The sequence below is a fragment of the Peribacillus sp. Aquil_B1 genome, assembly GCF_022603275.1.
In the GTDB taxonomy this organism is placed as follows: domain Bacteria; phylum Bacillota; class Bacilli; order Bacillales; family DSM-1321; genus Peribacillus.
In genome coordinates this window covers 23,963-39,743 of the sequence record NZ_JAKXEE010000001.1, presented here as the reverse complement: position 1 = coordinate 39,743, position 15,781 = coordinate 23,963, and the positions used below count along the sequence as shown (strand labels likewise).

The window sequence follows — 15,781 nt, the reverse complement described above, 5'->3', positions numbered from 1 at the left end:
ATGTTTCTTCATTAAGGGTATTTTATACAGAAAATCCTGTGCCAGGCATGAACTTAATTTTCATTAGCAGAATTGAAAAGCTATGTTATTAATTGATTTTGAATAAACCGTAAACCCTTGTGATAACCTGTTTGTAATTGTTAACTTAGGGGTATATCAAAAACCGAGGCTACATATTAATCGAAAATACTGTCTCTGGCTAGGTATTGTCTTTGAACAAGATACGGAAGACCATAGATCAATATTGCTTTAAAATACCTCTGTTTTTATATAAGTTTCATGGGCAATCAGACTAAAACATTAGAAGATAAGGGAGATTCTATGTCATTCTTAATCACATTGCTCGGATTATTGGTGTCCACGATAATCGCTACAATATTAAATGCCATATGGCCTCGTATTCCACTACCGATATATCAGATATCCATGGGAGCAGTGCTTTCATTATTGCCATTTCAATTATCGTTGGATTTTCATTCAGAATTATTCATGATCTGTGTTATTGCTCCGTTACTCTTTATAGAAGGAAAAAATACGTCCCGTAAAGAAATGCTTGAATTGCGTAAGCCTATTCTGTTATTGGCCTTTGGGTTAGTATTTGTGACTGTTTTTGCAGGAGGGTTTTTCATCCACTGGTTAATACCCGATATGCCGATGGCTGTTGCTTTTGCTTTAGCAGCTACAATTACCCCTACGGATGCTGTAGCGGTACAATCGATTACAAAAGGGTTGAAATTACCCGGAAATATGATGCCCATCCTTGAAGGTGAATCACTTTTCAATGATGCTGCTGGAATCGTGGCTTTTAAAGTTGCCCTGGCAGCTGCCTTAACTGGAGCATTTTCTATAAAAGATGCTTCGCTTAATTTTATATTTGTAGCTTTAGGGGGTATCTTTATAGGTATCCTATTGGGCTATTTAATTGTTAAATTACGATTATTTTTACGGGTTCGTGGACTTGAAGAAATCTCCATGTCTATAGTTATTGAACTAATTACGCCTTTTGCCATCTATATGGTAGCTGAAGAATTCCATGTATCCGGAATCTTGGCAGTAGTTGCTGCAGGTGTAATTCATGGCATCGAGAGGGATCGCCTTCAGAGTTCCACAACTAAATTGCAAATTGTATCAACTAATACATGGTCTGTATTAGGTTATGTTTTGAATGGACTTGTATTTGCTTTGTTAGGATTTATGTTGCCGAGTATTTATCAGGAAATTGAGTCCAGCTTAAATAGGGGTAATCTTTTTGGGATAAGTGTCTTGATTGTTCTTTTATTATTGGTGATCCGTTTTATTTGGGTATACATTCTGCATGATACTTTTACGAAAAACAGAGTGAATCCATTAGAGCAATTCATTATGTCCAGGGTTCACCCAGAAGATAATAATGACACCGATGAGGAGAATGTTTCAAGATCACGATTTGCATTTCTTACATCCGTTAGCGGCATTCATGGAACCATTACATTAGCTACAGCTTTATCCATACCATATTTTATGCCAGATGACACTTTATTCCCGATGCGTAATACAGTCTTGTTCATCGCAGCTTGCGTTATATTGTTAAGCGTCACATTGGCTACGGTTCTCTTGCCATTACTGGTAAAGACACCGATTGAATTCAAAGATGAACGCCTAACCTCTGAAGAGGCTTATAAAATTGTTTTAAATAAAACGATCGATCAGCTAAGCAAAGAAGCAACGATCGATAATCAGAAAGCGGTCAATCAAGTAATGGAAGATTTGAATGAACAACTGATTGATTTGGAACGGGGAATCACGAACAGACCGGATAATCGGACAATACGCGATTTAGTGGAGCAAGGGGCCCATAAGGAATTGGAAGTCGTTTCTGGATTAGTCAAAAAAGGAACTATATCTGAAACAGTCTTGGAACTTTATAAAGTGTATCTTTCAAGAACCTTGAATTATATGCAAAAATCTTCGCTGAAGAGGGCTTGGATCAATTTGCAGGCGATTCTTTTCAAGAAAAAGATCAATGTCAAATGGGATAAGAAATGGGAAGCGAAATTAGAGGACTCCATCGTTAAAAATGCGGACCTGATCCGGGACTTCCGTAAAGCCCAAAAAGAGGCTTCAAAGGAAGCCATTTCAATGCTCAAACAACAAACTACACCTGAAAACCGTCATGAAGTGATGCTTGTCATTCAAAGATATAATCGCCATTTGAATCCATTTGGAACATTAAGTGAAAAAGATGCAAATCGCTTTAAAGAGATGGTGAGTCATTTTCAGTTGATTGCCATGCAAATCGAACGTGATATCATTCAGCAAATGGTTGAAGATGAGCAAATATCCATGCAAACAGCAACTGAGCTTAGACAAAACTTAATCTATGATGAAATGATAATGATACAAAATTAAGACATGAATTAGAGACACCGTTATGACAGGGAACGGTGTCTCTTTATTTAAATCCACATCCACTCTCAATTTCTTCTTTTATCAAGTCCATCATTCAATATTTTCACTTGGAAGCGAAAGTAGAGATAGAATACGGTCCAGATGATCAGATAGAATGGTATGAAAATCCCAATTCCTATAGCCAACCCTTTTAAGCTGAATGGAATCCAACCAACAAAGAAAGATAATAGGAAGTAAAGAATGCTGACAGTAAAGAAGTGCAGGATGGTTTGAAATAACAAACTCCATTTTTCATTTTCAAAGAAGATTGTTGCCGTGCTGAAGAACCAGCCACATAATATGCAGCCTATCGCGTTTTTCACAAATATTCCACTGTCTAATGCAGTGACCTCCCCAAAAGCGATCACTCCAAAACACGTCAGCACCATCACGAGTGCCCCAAAACAAATCCCAACAAAGCTACGGAATAATAGTGTTTTCATCATAATCCCTTCCTTTTCCATTGAAATGCTTTCTTGATTCCTTGAACATAGTGCCGAGAAACATATTCTTTTTCCCCTGATCGGAAATACACACATAAGGTCCCGTTGAAAGATGCTTCGAATCTGCTTAACTCATCTAAATTGGCAATCACTGACTTGGACAATCGCACGAATTGATTACCAGGAAGGTCCCTTTCCAGTTCATATAACCGTTCTTTCATTTCGAAAGTCCCCTGTTTCGTCCGCACCATTATGGAATCTTGCTCTGTGAACAAACAAATAATTTCCTCTGCCCGAAATACGTGCTGCATTTCTTCTTTCCTGCCGACAAAATACGGTCTTTTCCTCTCCTTCAAACGCTCCATCAGTTCCTGGACTTCCTCATTCCATTCGTGATTTCGGATAAGCACCTCTATCGCCTTGATCTCCTTATCTATCTCTACGTTTATTTTCAACTCTGCGACCTCCCTTTGCTTATAATGTAAGTATATTGATATTTTTGACAATTCGCTTGTGATTTCCGGTTACATGTAACTTTACAGTGATAACATGCTTGAAATGGATACTCAGATACACTAAATAGCCGTCCAATATTTGGACGGCCCTTTAATACAAAAAATCTTGTTCTGCTTTTGAATCTGTTTTTATCAATCAGCTTACCATTGACCTGTTCCAAGGGTCCGGATCACTCTTTGCTTGTAAAAGTGCTTGGCATCACCACAGCGATTACCTCTCCACGGGCGCAAAGTTCATCGATGGCAAATACCTCTGTTTCGATTCTCCATTTCTTTGGATGAACCTCATGAATTGTCCCAACGGCTGTTAATGGCACATCATTTGGGGTTGGCTTTACGAACTCCACTTTTAGTGAAGCAGTCACGAACCTTGGAGGCTCCACTCCATCTCCAACTTCATGACCATTTTTACGATGCAATGCAATAGCAGCGGAGCCTGTTCCATGACAATCAATTAAAGAAGCAATCAAGCCTCCATAAACAAATCCAGGAATTGCGATATGTTCTGGACGTGGTGTATAAATTGTCCTTGTTTGCTCTCCTTGCCAACCGGTTCGAAAGTGATGACCCTCTTCGTTTAAACGACCGCATCCATAACACCATGCAAATGCATCTGGATAATCATCTTGAATCGCTCTTACCACAATCTCCTCCATCATCTCTCCTCCTTTTTCAGAATATTATAACATCACTAAAGAGAATTCCCAGATAGTTTATTGAGCTTTCAGCTTTATACATACTGCAGGAATCGATAACATACATAAAAAGTTTGCAAGAATCCTTGCTCCTTTTCTCGATAAATGACAAAAGCCCCTGTTAGCAAGCAGCATTCAGGGGCTTTCATTTGAAAATATATATAGTTAAGAAGTGTATCTATTATTTTGTTGCAGGTTTACCTTCTTAAAAGTTAAGCCTTTTTCTTAAATCCCAATACTTGAATGTCATTTTACCCATTTTCGACTTCGAAAGTGAATCATATTTACGTCCAAGTGCCAGGTTTTGTTTTTCTAGCTTAGTAATTTGTTTCAGTTGGACTGTGTTCCGTTTTTTTAACTGCTTTACTTCTTTAACCAATTCTTTATTTTTCACTTTAATTTCATTGTTTTTATTATCGACAATTGCCCGCTCTTTCATTGTAATTTCCACATCTTTTGGTTTTAATTTAGGATTGCCATAGGTTTCAAATCCTATGGTTTTTACATATGGCATGTTTTTTTGAAAATTTTGTTCAAAGTTTCCATACCTTTTATCGATGTGGAAAAATGTATAACATCCAGCTTTTTCCGCTGAAATGATTTGACCATACCCAGACAGTTTAAACAGTTTTTCAACTCGTTTTATTTCATCAGGTATGTTTTTGACAATATAGGTGAAAACTTCGTCAACATTAAACGCTGCAGGCAATTTTTTCACTTTATTTGATGGTGTATGCTTATTCAGTTCATCAAAGTCATCTTCATCAATATAAAACATATCTGCACTTTCATTTACATAATCTGTAATACGTTTGCTCCACAATAGTCCTTGCAGTTTTTTTATGGCTTCCGAAAATAAAAACTGCCTGCTGACCTGATACATTCGTTGTGCCGCAAACTCATATATATCCTTATTACATAGTACTAATTTGACAGCGTCACGAAAATCCTTCTCTGTTACAGCATATAACGGGTAATCTTCGCCAAAAAGCTTTATATGCATTTGGGTTGGATTCATTATTACAGCCTTCCTTAATATCCCATACTCCAATAGCTTTGTAGACAGTTCCAGACTGCTGTCCATTTCCTCACTTCTCCAGGTTATTCCAATATCACTGTTCACGATTAATTGCTGGGCATTCTCCCTTGTCAATGCACCGTACCATGTAAGACCATCTGTATTTTTAAGAAGGTATGCCGCTTCTTCCTTAAAATGAGAATCATCCTTAACCCATTTGAATTTATCCCCCGCAACATCAAGTGAAAGATTCGGAATCTCGCGCTTTAATTCTTTAAAAGCAGTAATGATCGGAATGGTCTTCCAATCCGGGTCGAACTTTCCTGTATATACAAGTTTGTTTTTTAACCGGGTCTGCCCTTCTGCTGATTCAATGTTTGGTATCATCGGGGTAAGCAGGGAAACTTTGTTTTTTTCTTTATTCAAATTAAGAATCTCAATGACAAATTCGCACATCTCTTCTGTTTGACATAAGAAATACGCACACTGATCATATATATTTTTGATGCTCTCAAATTTTTCTTCAGCAACATCCTGGCCTATGTGAGTCAATCCTGTAGCATAAACTAAAGTATTCTTTATGATATGCTTATGATTGGCTATTTTTTCAACAGTCTCAATGCTTCTAACAAATAGCCAGTCATATCCCTTTTGACTCCAATAATGAGTTATAAGCATTTCAGCTATATCAAAATCAATGACACCTTTTTTTACCCACTCATCATCGGTGGCACTGAAAAAAGGATCAACAAAAGGATTGAGAATGGTTATATTATCAAATTTCTCAAGAGGCTGAATTAAGATATCACGTTTGACCGGGCTAGCTAGAAGTAAGTCAACTTCGATGTTGGAATCTAGCGCAATGGTCGATGCTAAGGAAGATAAAAATACTGCAGATCCATCCATTGAATTCATGTCAATAAAGCCAAATAGAAGTACCTTCATTTTTCTGTTTTCAACTAGTTCATGTGAATTCAAAGTTTTCACTCCAATGACTGAAATCTGATATGAATCTTTATTTTTTTATTTGTTCTTTAATAGATGATTTAAGCGCAAGATATTTTAACGTGAATTTCCCTGCATAGGTAACGTTGAATTTGTGTTCTAATAACTTAAGTCTTCGTAATTCTTTGTTTAGCTTACTATTTTCTTTTTGGGCCATCTTACTTTTTTCTAATTCATCTCGCAGCATATTGTTTTCTTTTGTTATGTTCTCAATGATTTTTTGTTTTTCCATGCCATTGCTCTCTATGAGCTCTAATGTCATGGACATCATGTCTTTCATTTGTAATTCGAGTTCCTCGTACATAGTTTTCCAATATTCGTTTCGTTCGTCCATATTGAAAAAACTCCCTTCCATTAACCTTGGATAATCTCCAATTCTCTTTTAATAACAACATCTACCGCGCATTTTTCTCTAATCGACCGAGTAGCTTGTTTTGACACTCTTAAAAATACGTCCGGGTTGTAATATAAGCGCTCTATTGCATCAGCAATTTCGATAGGAGACTCAGGTTTTGTTAGAAGGCCAGAAACGTCATGTTTAACGAATTCCGGGATTGCCGTAATATCTGTTGAAATCGGCACTAGCCCGCTCGACATTGCCTCACACATTGAAACCCCTTGAGAATCCAAACGGGTCGGGCAAAGGAAAATTCCAAACTCCTTATGTAATGCAGCGATTTGATCCTGAGATAGGAAACCTTTATGAATCGTTACATTCTCAAAATCGCTGATTGGCTCAACGGTTTGATCGAATAATTTTCCATCACCATAAAATGCAAATTCCAACTTATCGAAGTATGGTCTCTTCGATAGTTCAAGAACTGCTTTCACCGATAAGTCATTGGCGTATTTTCGCGAAGCGTATGGCCTGATTGAAAGAACTTTTGTCCGCATTTCAACTGGCTTTTCAATAAAGGTAAAGAGATTGTCATCTATTACATTAGGAATGATTACTGAATTTTTTGATTCTGCTCTTGCATCACATTCCGCTATATGTTCCTTGAACCATTTGGAAATATGAACAAAGGTTGTATCCAACTCATTCGTCTGATAAAACCAATTCATGAAAGAAAGCTGTGATACATAATAGTCGTCCGACATTTCAAGTATCTTCCGCAAGCTTTCAGGGCTTTCAAGAAAATTAAACCACCTTCTATGCCATGCCTCCGTTTCAAATCCATGTATCCAGGTAATAATCGGTAAATCTGTGTTCGTTTCTTTTATCGCTTGTACCATTTTTGGATTAACAAAATGAATAAGAGCTTTTTTATGTACTTTATGATTTAAGAAAATGCGCAGATGCTGTTCAGTTCCACGATAAACAGGCACATCTTCATACGTATACTTTTCAGCCTTTTTATAGGCAGGATGCAAAACAAAGACATCTACCTTCAAACCCTCATCCAGATAAGCCTTGACTCTTCGGTGGATAAACCCATTCCGATATAACTGATCTTCATGTGGATAAGCATTCGTAATGATTACATATCTATCTTTTTCACTAAATGTAAGCTCATATAGATTTATAGATTCCTCCATTTTTGTTCACTCCTACTATTCAGTCATCTTCAATCGGCCTGCTACTTATCTGTAAATGAAGGATTTTTAAGAGACTCTTTTCCAATCACCTTTAAAACCGTCAACCGATTATAACAAACATGTGTTACTGAATATTGACATCAATATGAAAATTCTGTAAATGGAAGTAAAGTTTTCATGAACTTTTATAGGCTTTTGTAAAGTTTCATTAATGCATGTCTGGGTGCATCAGTAATGGCATGAAGGTGGATGGCAAATAAACAGCAACATAAAGAAGGAGGGCGTTCCATTTAGCGGAAACGCCCTCTTGCATATGAACCAGTGTATTAATAGGACTTGAACGTGCAGGGCATAAAGCCCATTTCAAAACATTTTAATCAGTTAAAAAAAGTCCACTATCCCCCCCATAACTTGTCTACACCATTACAATAAATATTCATACTATATTAGAAAATGAATTGTCTAAAAAGATGAGGTGCGATCTTACATGATACCCATAGATGATGGTAAATTATTAATTTCATGCTGCAATCATAAAGGCGGTCTATATGTAGTCCAATTTAAACAACAACAATATGAAATAAAAAAGATTTTAAATGTTGGATGCACAGGCATTACAAAATACGGCAGCTCTTTTGTCGTAATTTCCAATTCTCATGGAATCTTCATTTTGGATGAAAACTTAAAGGTTATTAAGAACAAGGCTTTATCTACAGAATTAGATTTACATGGTGTAGCAATAGATAATGATAAAGCTTATATTGTTGAAACCAAGACTAACTCAATTGGTGTTTATGATTTGGAAAACGATTTGGAAAGAATGGATGAAATTAGATTTTCACCTGAAAATGACGATGTTTGCCACGTCAACGATTTGTATATAGCAAATGATAAGCTATACGTATCGATGTTTTCATATCCTCCAAGGAAAAATTTCCTTTCTTTTGCAAGTTATTTCCCTAATAAAACAATCCACCAAGGTGTGATTCTAGAATATTCTTTACAAGAAAGAAAAGTGGTTAAGATCCGTCATGATAAATTACTTCAACCTCACAGCGTATTTCATTATGATAATAAGCTGTATTATTGTGTTTCAGGTGAATTCCTAGTAAAAAGAAATGAGGAAGATATTTTTAAATGCCTTGGTTATACTCGCGGTTTAGCAGTTAGAAATCAAACGATGTTCATTGGCCAAAGTGAGAGTAGGCACATACCGGTTTTATTAAAAAAACATACGAACATATTACTGGATTGCGGGATTTATGTTCATGACCTCTCTACGAAACTTTCATCTTTTATCCATATACCTTCTGAAGAAATTTATGGAATATTGGTTATTTAAAAACAGTGAAATCCTATTTATCTCATAAGGATCTCTTTCTTTATTCACTTGAACAGTCAGTGAACTTTTTTCTACCTCCAAGAATTATTCAAGCATGTTTTTGAAAGAATAGAATAGAATCGAAAAAAGACCAATTTGCTGAAGAGAGTGATATAGATGGAACCAATTACCTTTAAAGCATTTGCAATCACTAATGAAATCGATTTGAACAAAATCGCCATTCATTGCGGCATACCAAAAAAATTCACCTGGGAAGAGCCTTTAATCCTTAAAGGCGATATTCTAAGTTCCATCCTTAATAAACATGTGGACGAATCACAGCAGGTGCTGGTTTTTTCCTTTGGCAGCATTGTCTTCATCAATTACTCACACGCGAATGACATTAAGGAATTTTCATCCTTTATCCATTCTTTCGAGCCGGTTATTGATCTCGACAATTTAGATAGATATACAGACGATTACAGCCTTCACTTCAGTGAAACTGAAAACATCAATTTGACAGACGAATATGTAGTTGTGCCTAAATATGAATTTTTTTACCCTGAATTAATTTCCACCATTCTCGCAAAATCGGTGGCACTTGAAAAAACTGAGGAACAACTCGGAAAAATTCACGACAAGCTCGAAGCCATGATAGACCGACTGGAAAAAGGCAAGTTGAGAATCGGTAATAAGGAACTAGCGAGGACGACTGCCAAAATCGTACGTCACGAGTATAATACCCTAGCGTACATCATGATTCTGGACAAACCTGATATTACATGGACAAGCAGCATTGCCGGCGAATTTTATGACAGCATGCTTGATTTTTTTGAATTGAATGATCGGTATAAAATCCTGAAAAGTAAAACCGAAATTTTATATAACATTATGGATGGCTTTTCTAACATCAGCCATTCGATAAGGGGACTATTCGTTGAATGGATCATTGTAATCCTCATTGTCTTTGAGATCGTTCTGACGATATCAGAAATTGCAGGATGGATTCCATGAATTCTGAACATATCGTATCCATATTAGAATTATGGTGAAAATTCCTGAATGGTAGGTTGAACAAAAAATAAGCATCTTTTAGATGCTTGCGTTTGAAGACAAAAGAGGTTTTATCTAAATTTCAAAACAAAGTTGATTGTAACGGAAGGTGCGAGACTCCTGCGGGAAAAGCGCGTCAGGGGGAGACCCCGCAGTCGCAAAGGCGCCGAGGATGCTCCCGGACCGACCGCGGAAAGCGAGTGCCTGGAGTGGAAATCGACGTTCGAGGTTTTACAAACTCTCCCCGACTGTCTGCCAAGCCTCCTCGGCACAAGCGCCTGTGGGGTCTCGGCTAGCCAGTTATTCGGCAGGAGTGTCGCAAATCCCTTCAATCCAATAAGGCTTATTGTAAAAAAACATCAAGGATACTCTAGTCTTGTTTGAATATTATGGTTCGGGAGGAGAGCATTCCGAATCCACTCTTGTCACAAAGTGAAGAAAATTCCAATCCCTTTTTCTTCCGTTTTTAAATCATGATGTTAAATCATTCAGACGCTGATAATTCACTTTCCGTTACCCATTTATGATTCTTCACTTTTTCTCCTCCCGCAGTCGGTGTGAAATCGACCATATAAACAGTCGTTTTTTCAGCAGATTCAACTTCAGCGACAGCCCCGTTCATTCCTTCCATATGAGAAGCATTTACTGTGACCTCCGCTCCTGGTTCATATGTTTTCTCACCTGCATCTTTGATTTCTTCGTGAATGATCCATTTATGATTTTCAACTTTTTCTCCGCCAGTTGCAGGTGTATATGAAATTGAATAAGCAGTCGTATCAAAGGCACCCACTATTGTTGCTTCCGCGCCCTTCATGCTTTCCATATGTCCTGATTCGATAATCGCTTGACTTCCAACTTCATAGGTTGGATTTTCTGCAGCTTTTAATCCTTCTGGAACATCACCCGTGCTAGAATGGTTCATGTCCATTTCACTATGTTCCTTTTCTTTTTTTTCTTCTTTGCTTTTATCTTCGCTGTTGGAACATGCGCCAAGGACTAAAAACAGGGCTGCTACTAATGATAAGATGATAGGCAATTTTGTTCTTTTTTTCATATTGAATAAAACCTCCCTTATGATTACATCCATCTTACCAATTAAATATGCAGAAAATATGGAGTACACTCGTGGCAAAAGAAATGAAGCCTCATACTTTTTTTATGAGAAGTCCTACCTCAATTTAAGCGTTCATTAGCCACCACAATCGCTATTTTTATCGCTATTCGACTTTTCTTGAAGAAATTTTTTGAATTGCTCTTTTGTAACTTCCGATTTCATTGCCAATGGTACCAGTTCCAGCCATTCGTCAGGAAGGTTTTCATCAAAATCCTTCATATCATCATCTCTTTCTTATTATCTTTAGTTGATTTATCTGTATGGGTAAAGTTCAATATTGAGTCTATTTTTCCACGTGAAACTATATGCCGAATATCATTATAAATGATCTCAAGCGTCTATAGCTGGATTTTAGTGTAAATTTAATAAGTCTTTACATATACATATAAGGCCTCAATGTTTGTTATCTAATCAGGGAATTCCCCATTCTTCTATATACCCTTAATAATTAAAGTGAACAGCATGCTATCGGGAGTGGTTTAACAGAAGTAAAAAGAGGTGGTTTATTGATAGAGGTTATTTTAGGTATTCCATCCTAACGGATCTTGCTTGGAAACCAAGCAAGAAGGACTTTGCTAAAAGTCCTTCTTATGTTCAGTCTCCCAAAGCTGATTGTTCGATTTTTTGCATGATATGTGAAAGGTTCATGGAGGCATGTTTTGTATAATCCCTGCCTATGGATTTAAATAATCCTTTCGCTATTCCTATTAATATGATTTTGGTATGACCATCTGAAATAATGGACTTATTAGGGAAACTTGATTCAGCTTGTGCACCGCCAATCTTATTAGCCGTTTCCTTAATAAAATCAATGATTTTAATTTCCTGTATTTTTCCTTCGATATTGGTTTTATAGATAATTTGATTTCTCCAAATCTTTAGCTCAATTCTCTGTTTAGTATAATCGAAGATGTCTTCCGTAATATGAACATTGCTCATTTGAATTGATTCTTTAATAGGATACAATCTTGGATTAGGATTGATTTTCTTTATTAAGGATTGATCAATCGTGACCTTTTCCCGCTTTATGCGCGTATTTTTCGTTTCACATAAAATCAGCCTTAACTGTCCGGCAATTATATTATTGAATTCTTCTAATCCAAAGAGCTCCACGAGCATTACGCTATATTCCAAAATGGTGATCGCTTCATCGAATTTTCGTTTAGCAGCAGCATTCAATCTAGTAAAAACCAATCGATTCTTCCTATCCATATCCTTCTCACCCCACTGAATTCAAATCTATTTAGTGAATAGTAAAAACATCCAGTTGATTTCATCCGAGCCTTTTTTGGACGTTCTCGATTTTTTTCGTCCTTAACAGCACTTTATCCGGCCATTCTCAAACTTATTCGACCTTCAACGCACTTTATCCGGCCATTCTCAAACTTATTCGACCTTCAACGCACTTTATCCGACCGTTCTCGAACTTATTCGACCTTCAACGCACTTTATTCGACCGTTCTCGGACTTATTCGGCCTTCAACGCACTTTATTCGACCGTTCTCAATTGTTTCGTCCTTCACCTCAGTATACCTGCGGGATCTCGACGATCATTATATTCATAAAAAGACTGTCGAGAATGGACAGTCTTTCGGTATGGATGCCTTTGTTATTCAGTCCTTTTCCACTATCTATCGAAGTGCTGTTTCATTAACTCTTTAAATCGTGTTCCATCTATTTCTTCTTTCGTCACTTCCCCATCAGCCCACCGTGTAAAGGATGTATCAGTTAAAGTGATGTTCCCGTTGTTTGTCAAACGGGTGATTAATGGATGCTTATTGAATGGCGATTGGGGATTTTCCCTGATGATCGTTTGGACCTCATTAAGTTCCGCTACATTTCCTACGGGTTTTGAAGAATCGAAAGCATACCCTATTCTCCAATCGCGATCTTTATGTTTCAGTTTTAATTCAAGGATATGATCTCCATGGTCGGTACTTTCTTTTTTTATTCGAAATTCACCATTTTGGGAAACGACCGTTTCTCCGTTCAACGGAACTGGTTTTAAAGGCAGATTCCCGCCAAAACCCGTATCGATCAGATAGGTTTGGCCCTCATGGTTCAATAGAATGGTAACATGGGTCCTTCCTATGGTCATCCACCCCTGATTATAGATGACACCTCGAACCAAGAATACATCAAAGTCATTTTCCTTCAGGAAAAAATAGAGGGCTGCATTCAATTCATAGCATAATCCACCTTCATTCCTCACAAGGACTTTGTCCATGATATTGGCTTTATTGATATCACTTAGATGGGATGCCATGATTGATAAGTTTTCAAACGGAATGGTTTTCGCAGTTTTATCCAGAATTTCATCTAATGTCCCAAATGTCAGTTTCACATCTTCCTGGAGCCCTATTCTTTTCCTGAATAATGCATTCAGTTCATTCATTACGATTCCCCCATTTTAACAGATACCAATGAAGAGCATCTTGACTTTGTATATATTCATTATACTTTGCACATCTTTCATTCTTCAACGATATGCCCTTAACAAAACCCACATTCCACTTTTTCCTTATGAAGCTCCAGGATAAGAGGCCGCCCAATAATGCCGCAATTCCGGGCAACCTTCTCCATACATGCTTCGAAGCTGTTTTCTTTAATCATTCATGTACCTGTAAGATGATTTTACCCAAATTCTTATTTGCTTCCATATGTTCATGCGCCCTTTGTACCTCTTCAAAAGGGAAGACATGATCCACGATTGCCTTGATTTCATGTTGGAGGAACAACGGCATGGCCTTTGTAACGAATTCTTCCGTTAACTCTTTTTTATATTCATCACTCCGAGGAGTTAATAGAGTGCCTTTTAATTGAACTCTTTTTAAGAGAAGTTCCATCAAATTCACCTTCTCGACTACAGTTCCTCCTAAGATCCCTATCAGTACCCATCGTCCATCAGTTTTTATGCTTTTAAGGTTTTTCTCCCAGTAAGAAGCACCGATGAAATCCAGGATAACATCCACTCCTTGATTATTTGTAGCTCTCATTACTTCCTCATCAAAAGATTGTTCTTTATAATTGATACAGATATCCGCTCCTAATGAGTGACAGAAATCCAATTTTTCCTTTGAACCGGCTGTAATGATGATCTTCGCTTTTGTCAGTTTTTTTGCCAGTTGGATAGCTGCTGTGCCTACACCGCTTCCGCCAGCATGAATCAATACCGTATCTTGATCCGTCAATTCACCTAACCAAAACAAGGTTTGGTACGCTGTCAAGAATACTTCAGGAATCGCTGCCGCTTCTTCAAATGACAAGTTATCCGGGATCTTCATCGCTCTATCAGCCGGCATCAAAGCATATTGAGCATAACCGCCGCCATTTACAAGGCCCATCACCCTTGTCCCTATTTGTATAGTTGCACCTTCCCCTGTTTCCACCACTTCCCCAGAAACTTCAATCCCCAATATTGGATTGGCCATATAACCGGATTTCCCTTCTCGTGAAACAATATCCGTTCTATTTATAGCAGAGGCTTTCACCTTAATTAATATTTCCCCTTTTCCGGGCATGGGCTTGGAAAAATCTTTAAATAGTAATTGTTCTGCTCCACCCGGTTCTTTAACTATCACAGCTTTCATTTATCCCACTCCTTACTATTATATTAGTGACCACACTTTTAAAATGGTTTGTCTTGAAGTTGGAAACTATGCTACTCCAAAAAATATCCACAAGCAAATAATTAGGTGTTGTAAACATGTTGATAGAATAAAAAAAGCTCGATGACCCTTTCGGGGCCATCGAGCTTTTTTTGAAAAGTTTCTATTACCTTTTATTAAGTGATTGACTTCTATCCAGGTCATGATGCAATTGTGCTGCCGGAACCTTAGGGTTAGGAATCTGTCCTTTTGCAACTGGTTCAGCTACATAAACAAAATCTCCTGTACCATCTGGGGCGCTACCTGTCGCCCACAGTCCGTCTGCTGATTCATTACCTTCTGACAAGTTCCAGAATTCGTACGCTTCCGGTTGAGATTCCATTTCCGCTTCCGGTGGGAATGACGCGGGAACGACAACGCCATTTTTCTCTTCAAGTTCTGCAATGGCCGCCATCCATTGATATTGGTGGTAACGATCACGGGCTAACATTTTACGGAAGGTGGCACGAACCCCCTCATCCTTGGTCATATGATATAAACGGGCCACTTGAAGGCGTCCTTGGCTTTCAGCATGAAGATTCGATCTCATGTCCGCTAATAGATTTCCGCTGGCTACAATATAAGATCCGTTCCAAGGCACACCATTCGAGTTGGTTGGCAGTCCCCCAAGACCGCTTACGAGCAAATGCTGGGGATTGATTCCACCCATGATGGCTGCTGTAGCAGGATCTTTTGCGGCTTCTGCTTGATCTTCCGGAGAAGCGCCATCAAGCAATTGACTAATGAGCGAACAAAGCATCTCTACATGTCCAATTTCCTCTGTACCGATATCCATCAGCATATCTTTGTATTTTTCTTCTCCACGGCAGTTAAAACCCTGAAAAAGATATTGCATCATGACAGTCATTTCCCCAAACTGTCCACCTAACACTTCCTGAATTTGACGGGCAAGCATCGGATCTGGTCGATCTACCTTAACTTCAAATTGCAATTCTTTTTGATGGCGAAACATATTAACTCCTCCTTTTTTTATATGATGTACG

15 protein-coding genes are annotated in these 15,781 nt (G+C 37.8%); 3 read left to right on the top strand and 12 right to left on the bottom strand.

Annotated elements, in window-relative coordinates; all coding sequences use genetic code 11:
* Window positions 1-321: 321 nt before the first annotated feature.
* Entirely contained in the window at window positions 322-2,388 is a 2,067-nt protein-coding gene (locus MPH60_RS00285; protein WP_241593875.1) for a Na+/H+ antiporter, read from the top strand.
* 65 nt (window positions 2,389-2,453) lie between these two features.
* Here MPH60_RS00285 and MPH60_RS00280 read toward each other — a convergent pair whose 3' ends face one another.
* The 6 genes from MPH60_RS00280 to MPH60_RS00255 form a co-directional block, all read right to left on the bottom strand.
* On the bottom strand, window positions 2,454-2,873 hold the full coding sequence (locus MPH60_RS00280) for a DUF3021 domain-containing protein (protein ID WP_241615801.1): 420 nt from the start codon (window positions 2,871-2,873) through the stop codon (window positions 2,454-2,456).
* Window positions 2,870-3,325, bottom strand: a complete 456-nt coding sequence (locus tag MPH60_RS00275; RefSeq protein ID WP_241593873.1) for a LytTR family DNA-binding domain-containing protein — start codon at window positions 3,323-3,325, stop codon at window positions 2,870-2,872. The genes MPH60_RS00280 and MPH60_RS00275 overlap by 4 nt, the downstream gene beginning before the upstream one ends.
* 230 nt (window positions 3,326-3,555) lie before the next feature.
* Complete coding sequence (locus tag MPH60_RS00270; protein ID WP_241593872.1) at window positions 3,556-4,041, bottom strand: PaaI family thioesterase; 486 nt, start codon at window positions 4,039-4,041, stop codon at window positions 3,556-3,558.
* A gap of 244 nt (window positions 4,042-4,285) precedes the next feature.
* Window positions 4,286-6,076 (bottom strand): glycosyltransferase, encoded by a 1,791-nt coding sequence (locus MPH60_RS00265; protein ID WP_241593871.1) that lies wholly within the window; start codon window positions 6,074-6,076, stop codon window positions 4,286-4,288.
* 37 nt (window positions 6,077-6,113) lie between these two features.
* Window positions 6,114-6,437 (bottom strand): hypothetical protein, encoded by a 324-nt coding sequence (locus MPH60_RS00260; RefSeq protein ID WP_241593870.1) that lies wholly within the window; start codon window positions 6,435-6,437, stop codon window positions 6,114-6,116.
* Between the two features lie 20 nt (window positions 6,438-6,457).
* Entirely contained in the window at window positions 6,458-7,642 is a 1,185-nt protein-coding gene (locus tag MPH60_RS00255; protein WP_241593869.1) for a glycosyltransferase family 4 protein, read from the bottom strand.
* 487 nt (window positions 7,643-8,129) lie between these two features.
* On the opposite strand from MPH60_RS00255, the gene MPH60_RS00250 reads away from it, so the two are divergent.
* Both MPH60_RS00250 and MPH60_RS00245 read left to right on the top strand, forming a co-directional pair.
* Complete coding sequence (locus MPH60_RS00250; RefSeq protein WP_241593868.1) at window positions 8,130-8,984, top strand: DUF4915 domain-containing protein; 855 nt, start codon at window positions 8,130-8,132, stop codon at window positions 8,982-8,984.
* Between the two features lie 156 nt (window positions 8,985-9,140).
* Window positions 9,141-9,977 carry an RMD1 family protein gene (locus tag MPH60_RS00245; RefSeq protein ID WP_241593867.1) on the top strand — a complete coding sequence of 279 codons (837 nt, stop codon included), beginning with the start codon at window positions 9,141-9,143 and terminating at the stop codon, window positions 9,975-9,977.
* 523 nt (window positions 9,978-10,500) lie between these two features.
* Here the strand turns inward: MPH60_RS00245 and MPH60_RS00240 are convergent.
* From MPH60_RS00240 to MPH60_RS00215, 6 genes are all read right to left on the bottom strand, one after another.
* Complete coding sequence (locus tag MPH60_RS00240) at window positions 10,501-11,070, bottom strand: YdhK family protein (RefSeq protein ID WP_241593866.1); 570 nt, start codon at window positions 11,068-11,070, stop codon at window positions 10,501-10,503.
* 135 nt (window positions 11,071-11,205) lie between these two features.
* Complete coding sequence (sinI, locus tag MPH60_RS00235; RefSeq protein WP_241593865.1) at window positions 11,206-11,349, bottom strand: DNA-binding anti-repressor SinI; 144 nt, start codon at window positions 11,347-11,349, stop codon at window positions 11,206-11,208.
* Between the two features lie 375 nt (window positions 11,350-11,724).
* Window positions 11,725-12,342, bottom strand: coding sequence for a hypothetical protein (locus tag MPH60_RS00230; RefSeq protein ID WP_241593864.1), 618 nt, complete (start codon window positions 12,340-12,342; stop codon window positions 11,725-11,727).
* A 415-nt stretch (window positions 12,343-12,757) separates the two neighbouring features.
* Entirely contained in the window at window positions 12,758-13,525 is a 768-nt protein-coding gene (locus MPH60_RS00225; protein ID WP_241593863.1) for an arylamine N-acetyltransferase family protein, read from the bottom strand.
* 214 nt (window positions 13,526-13,739) lie between these two features.
* Entirely contained in the window at window positions 13,740-14,720 is a 981-nt protein-coding gene (locus tag MPH60_RS00220; protein WP_241593862.1) for an NAD(P)H-quinone oxidoreductase, read from the bottom strand.
* A gap of 184 nt (window positions 14,721-14,904) precedes the next feature.
* Window positions 14,905-15,750: a manganese catalase family protein gene (locus MPH60_RS00215; RefSeq protein WP_034305265.1), complete on the bottom strand. Its 846-nt coding sequence runs from the start codon at window positions 15,748-15,750 to the stop codon at window positions 14,905-14,907.
* Window positions 15,751-15,781 lie beyond the last annotated feature (31 nt).

What these genes read in the sequence shown, in the direction of transcription:
- MPH60_RS00285 (WP_241593875.1), top strand. Translation starts at nt 322, where the DNA reads ATGTCATTCTTAATCACATTGCTCGGATTATTGGTGTCCACGATAATC.
- MPH60_RS00280 (WP_241615801.1), bottom strand. Translation starts at nt 2,873, where the DNA reads ATGATGAAAACACTATTATTCCGTAGCTTTGTTGGGATTTGTTTTGGG.
- MPH60_RS00270 (WP_241593872.1), bottom strand. Translation starts at nt 4,041, where the DNA reads ATGGAGGAGATTGTGGTAAGAGCGATTCAAGATGATTATCCAGATGCA.
- MPH60_RS00260 (WP_241593870.1), bottom strand. Translation starts at nt 6,437, where the DNA reads ATGGACGAACGAAACGAATATTGGAAAACTATGTACGAGGAACTCGAA.
- MPH60_RS00255 (WP_241593869.1), bottom strand. Translation starts at nt 7,642, where the DNA reads ATGGAGGAATCTATAAATCTATATGAGCTTACATTTAGTGAAAAAGAT.
- MPH60_RS00250 (WP_241593868.1), top strand. Translation starts at nt 8,130, where the DNA reads ATGATACCCATAGATGATGGTAAATTATTAATTTCATGCTGCAATCAT.
- MPH60_RS00245 (WP_241593867.1), top strand. Translation starts at nt 9,141, where the DNA reads ATGGAACCAATTACCTTTAAAGCATTTGCAATCACTAATGAAATCGAT.
- MPH60_RS00240 (WP_241593866.1), bottom strand. Translation starts at nt 11,070, where the DNA reads ATGAAAAAAAGAACAAAATTGCCTATCATCTTATCATTAGTAGCAGCC.
- sinI (WP_241593865.1), bottom strand. Translation starts at nt 11,349, where the DNA reads ATGAAGGATTTTGATGAAAACCTTCCTGACGAATGGCTGGAACTGGTA.
- MPH60_RS00230 (WP_241593864.1), bottom strand. Translation starts at nt 12,342, where the DNA reads ATGGATAGGAAGAATCGATTGGTTTTTACTAGATTGAATGCTGCTGCT.
- MPH60_RS00225 (WP_241593863.1), bottom strand. Translation starts at nt 13,525, where the DNA reads ATGAATGAACTGAATGCATTATTCAGGAAAAGAATAGGGCTCCAGGAA.
- MPH60_RS00220 (WP_241593862.1), bottom strand. Translation starts at nt 14,720, where the DNA reads ATGAAAGCTGTGATAGTTAAAGAACCGGGTGGAGCAGAACAATTACTA.
- MPH60_RS00215 (WP_034305265.1), bottom strand. Translation starts at nt 15,750, where the DNA reads ATGTTTCGCCATCAAAAAGAATTGCAATTTGAAGTTAAGGTAGATCGA.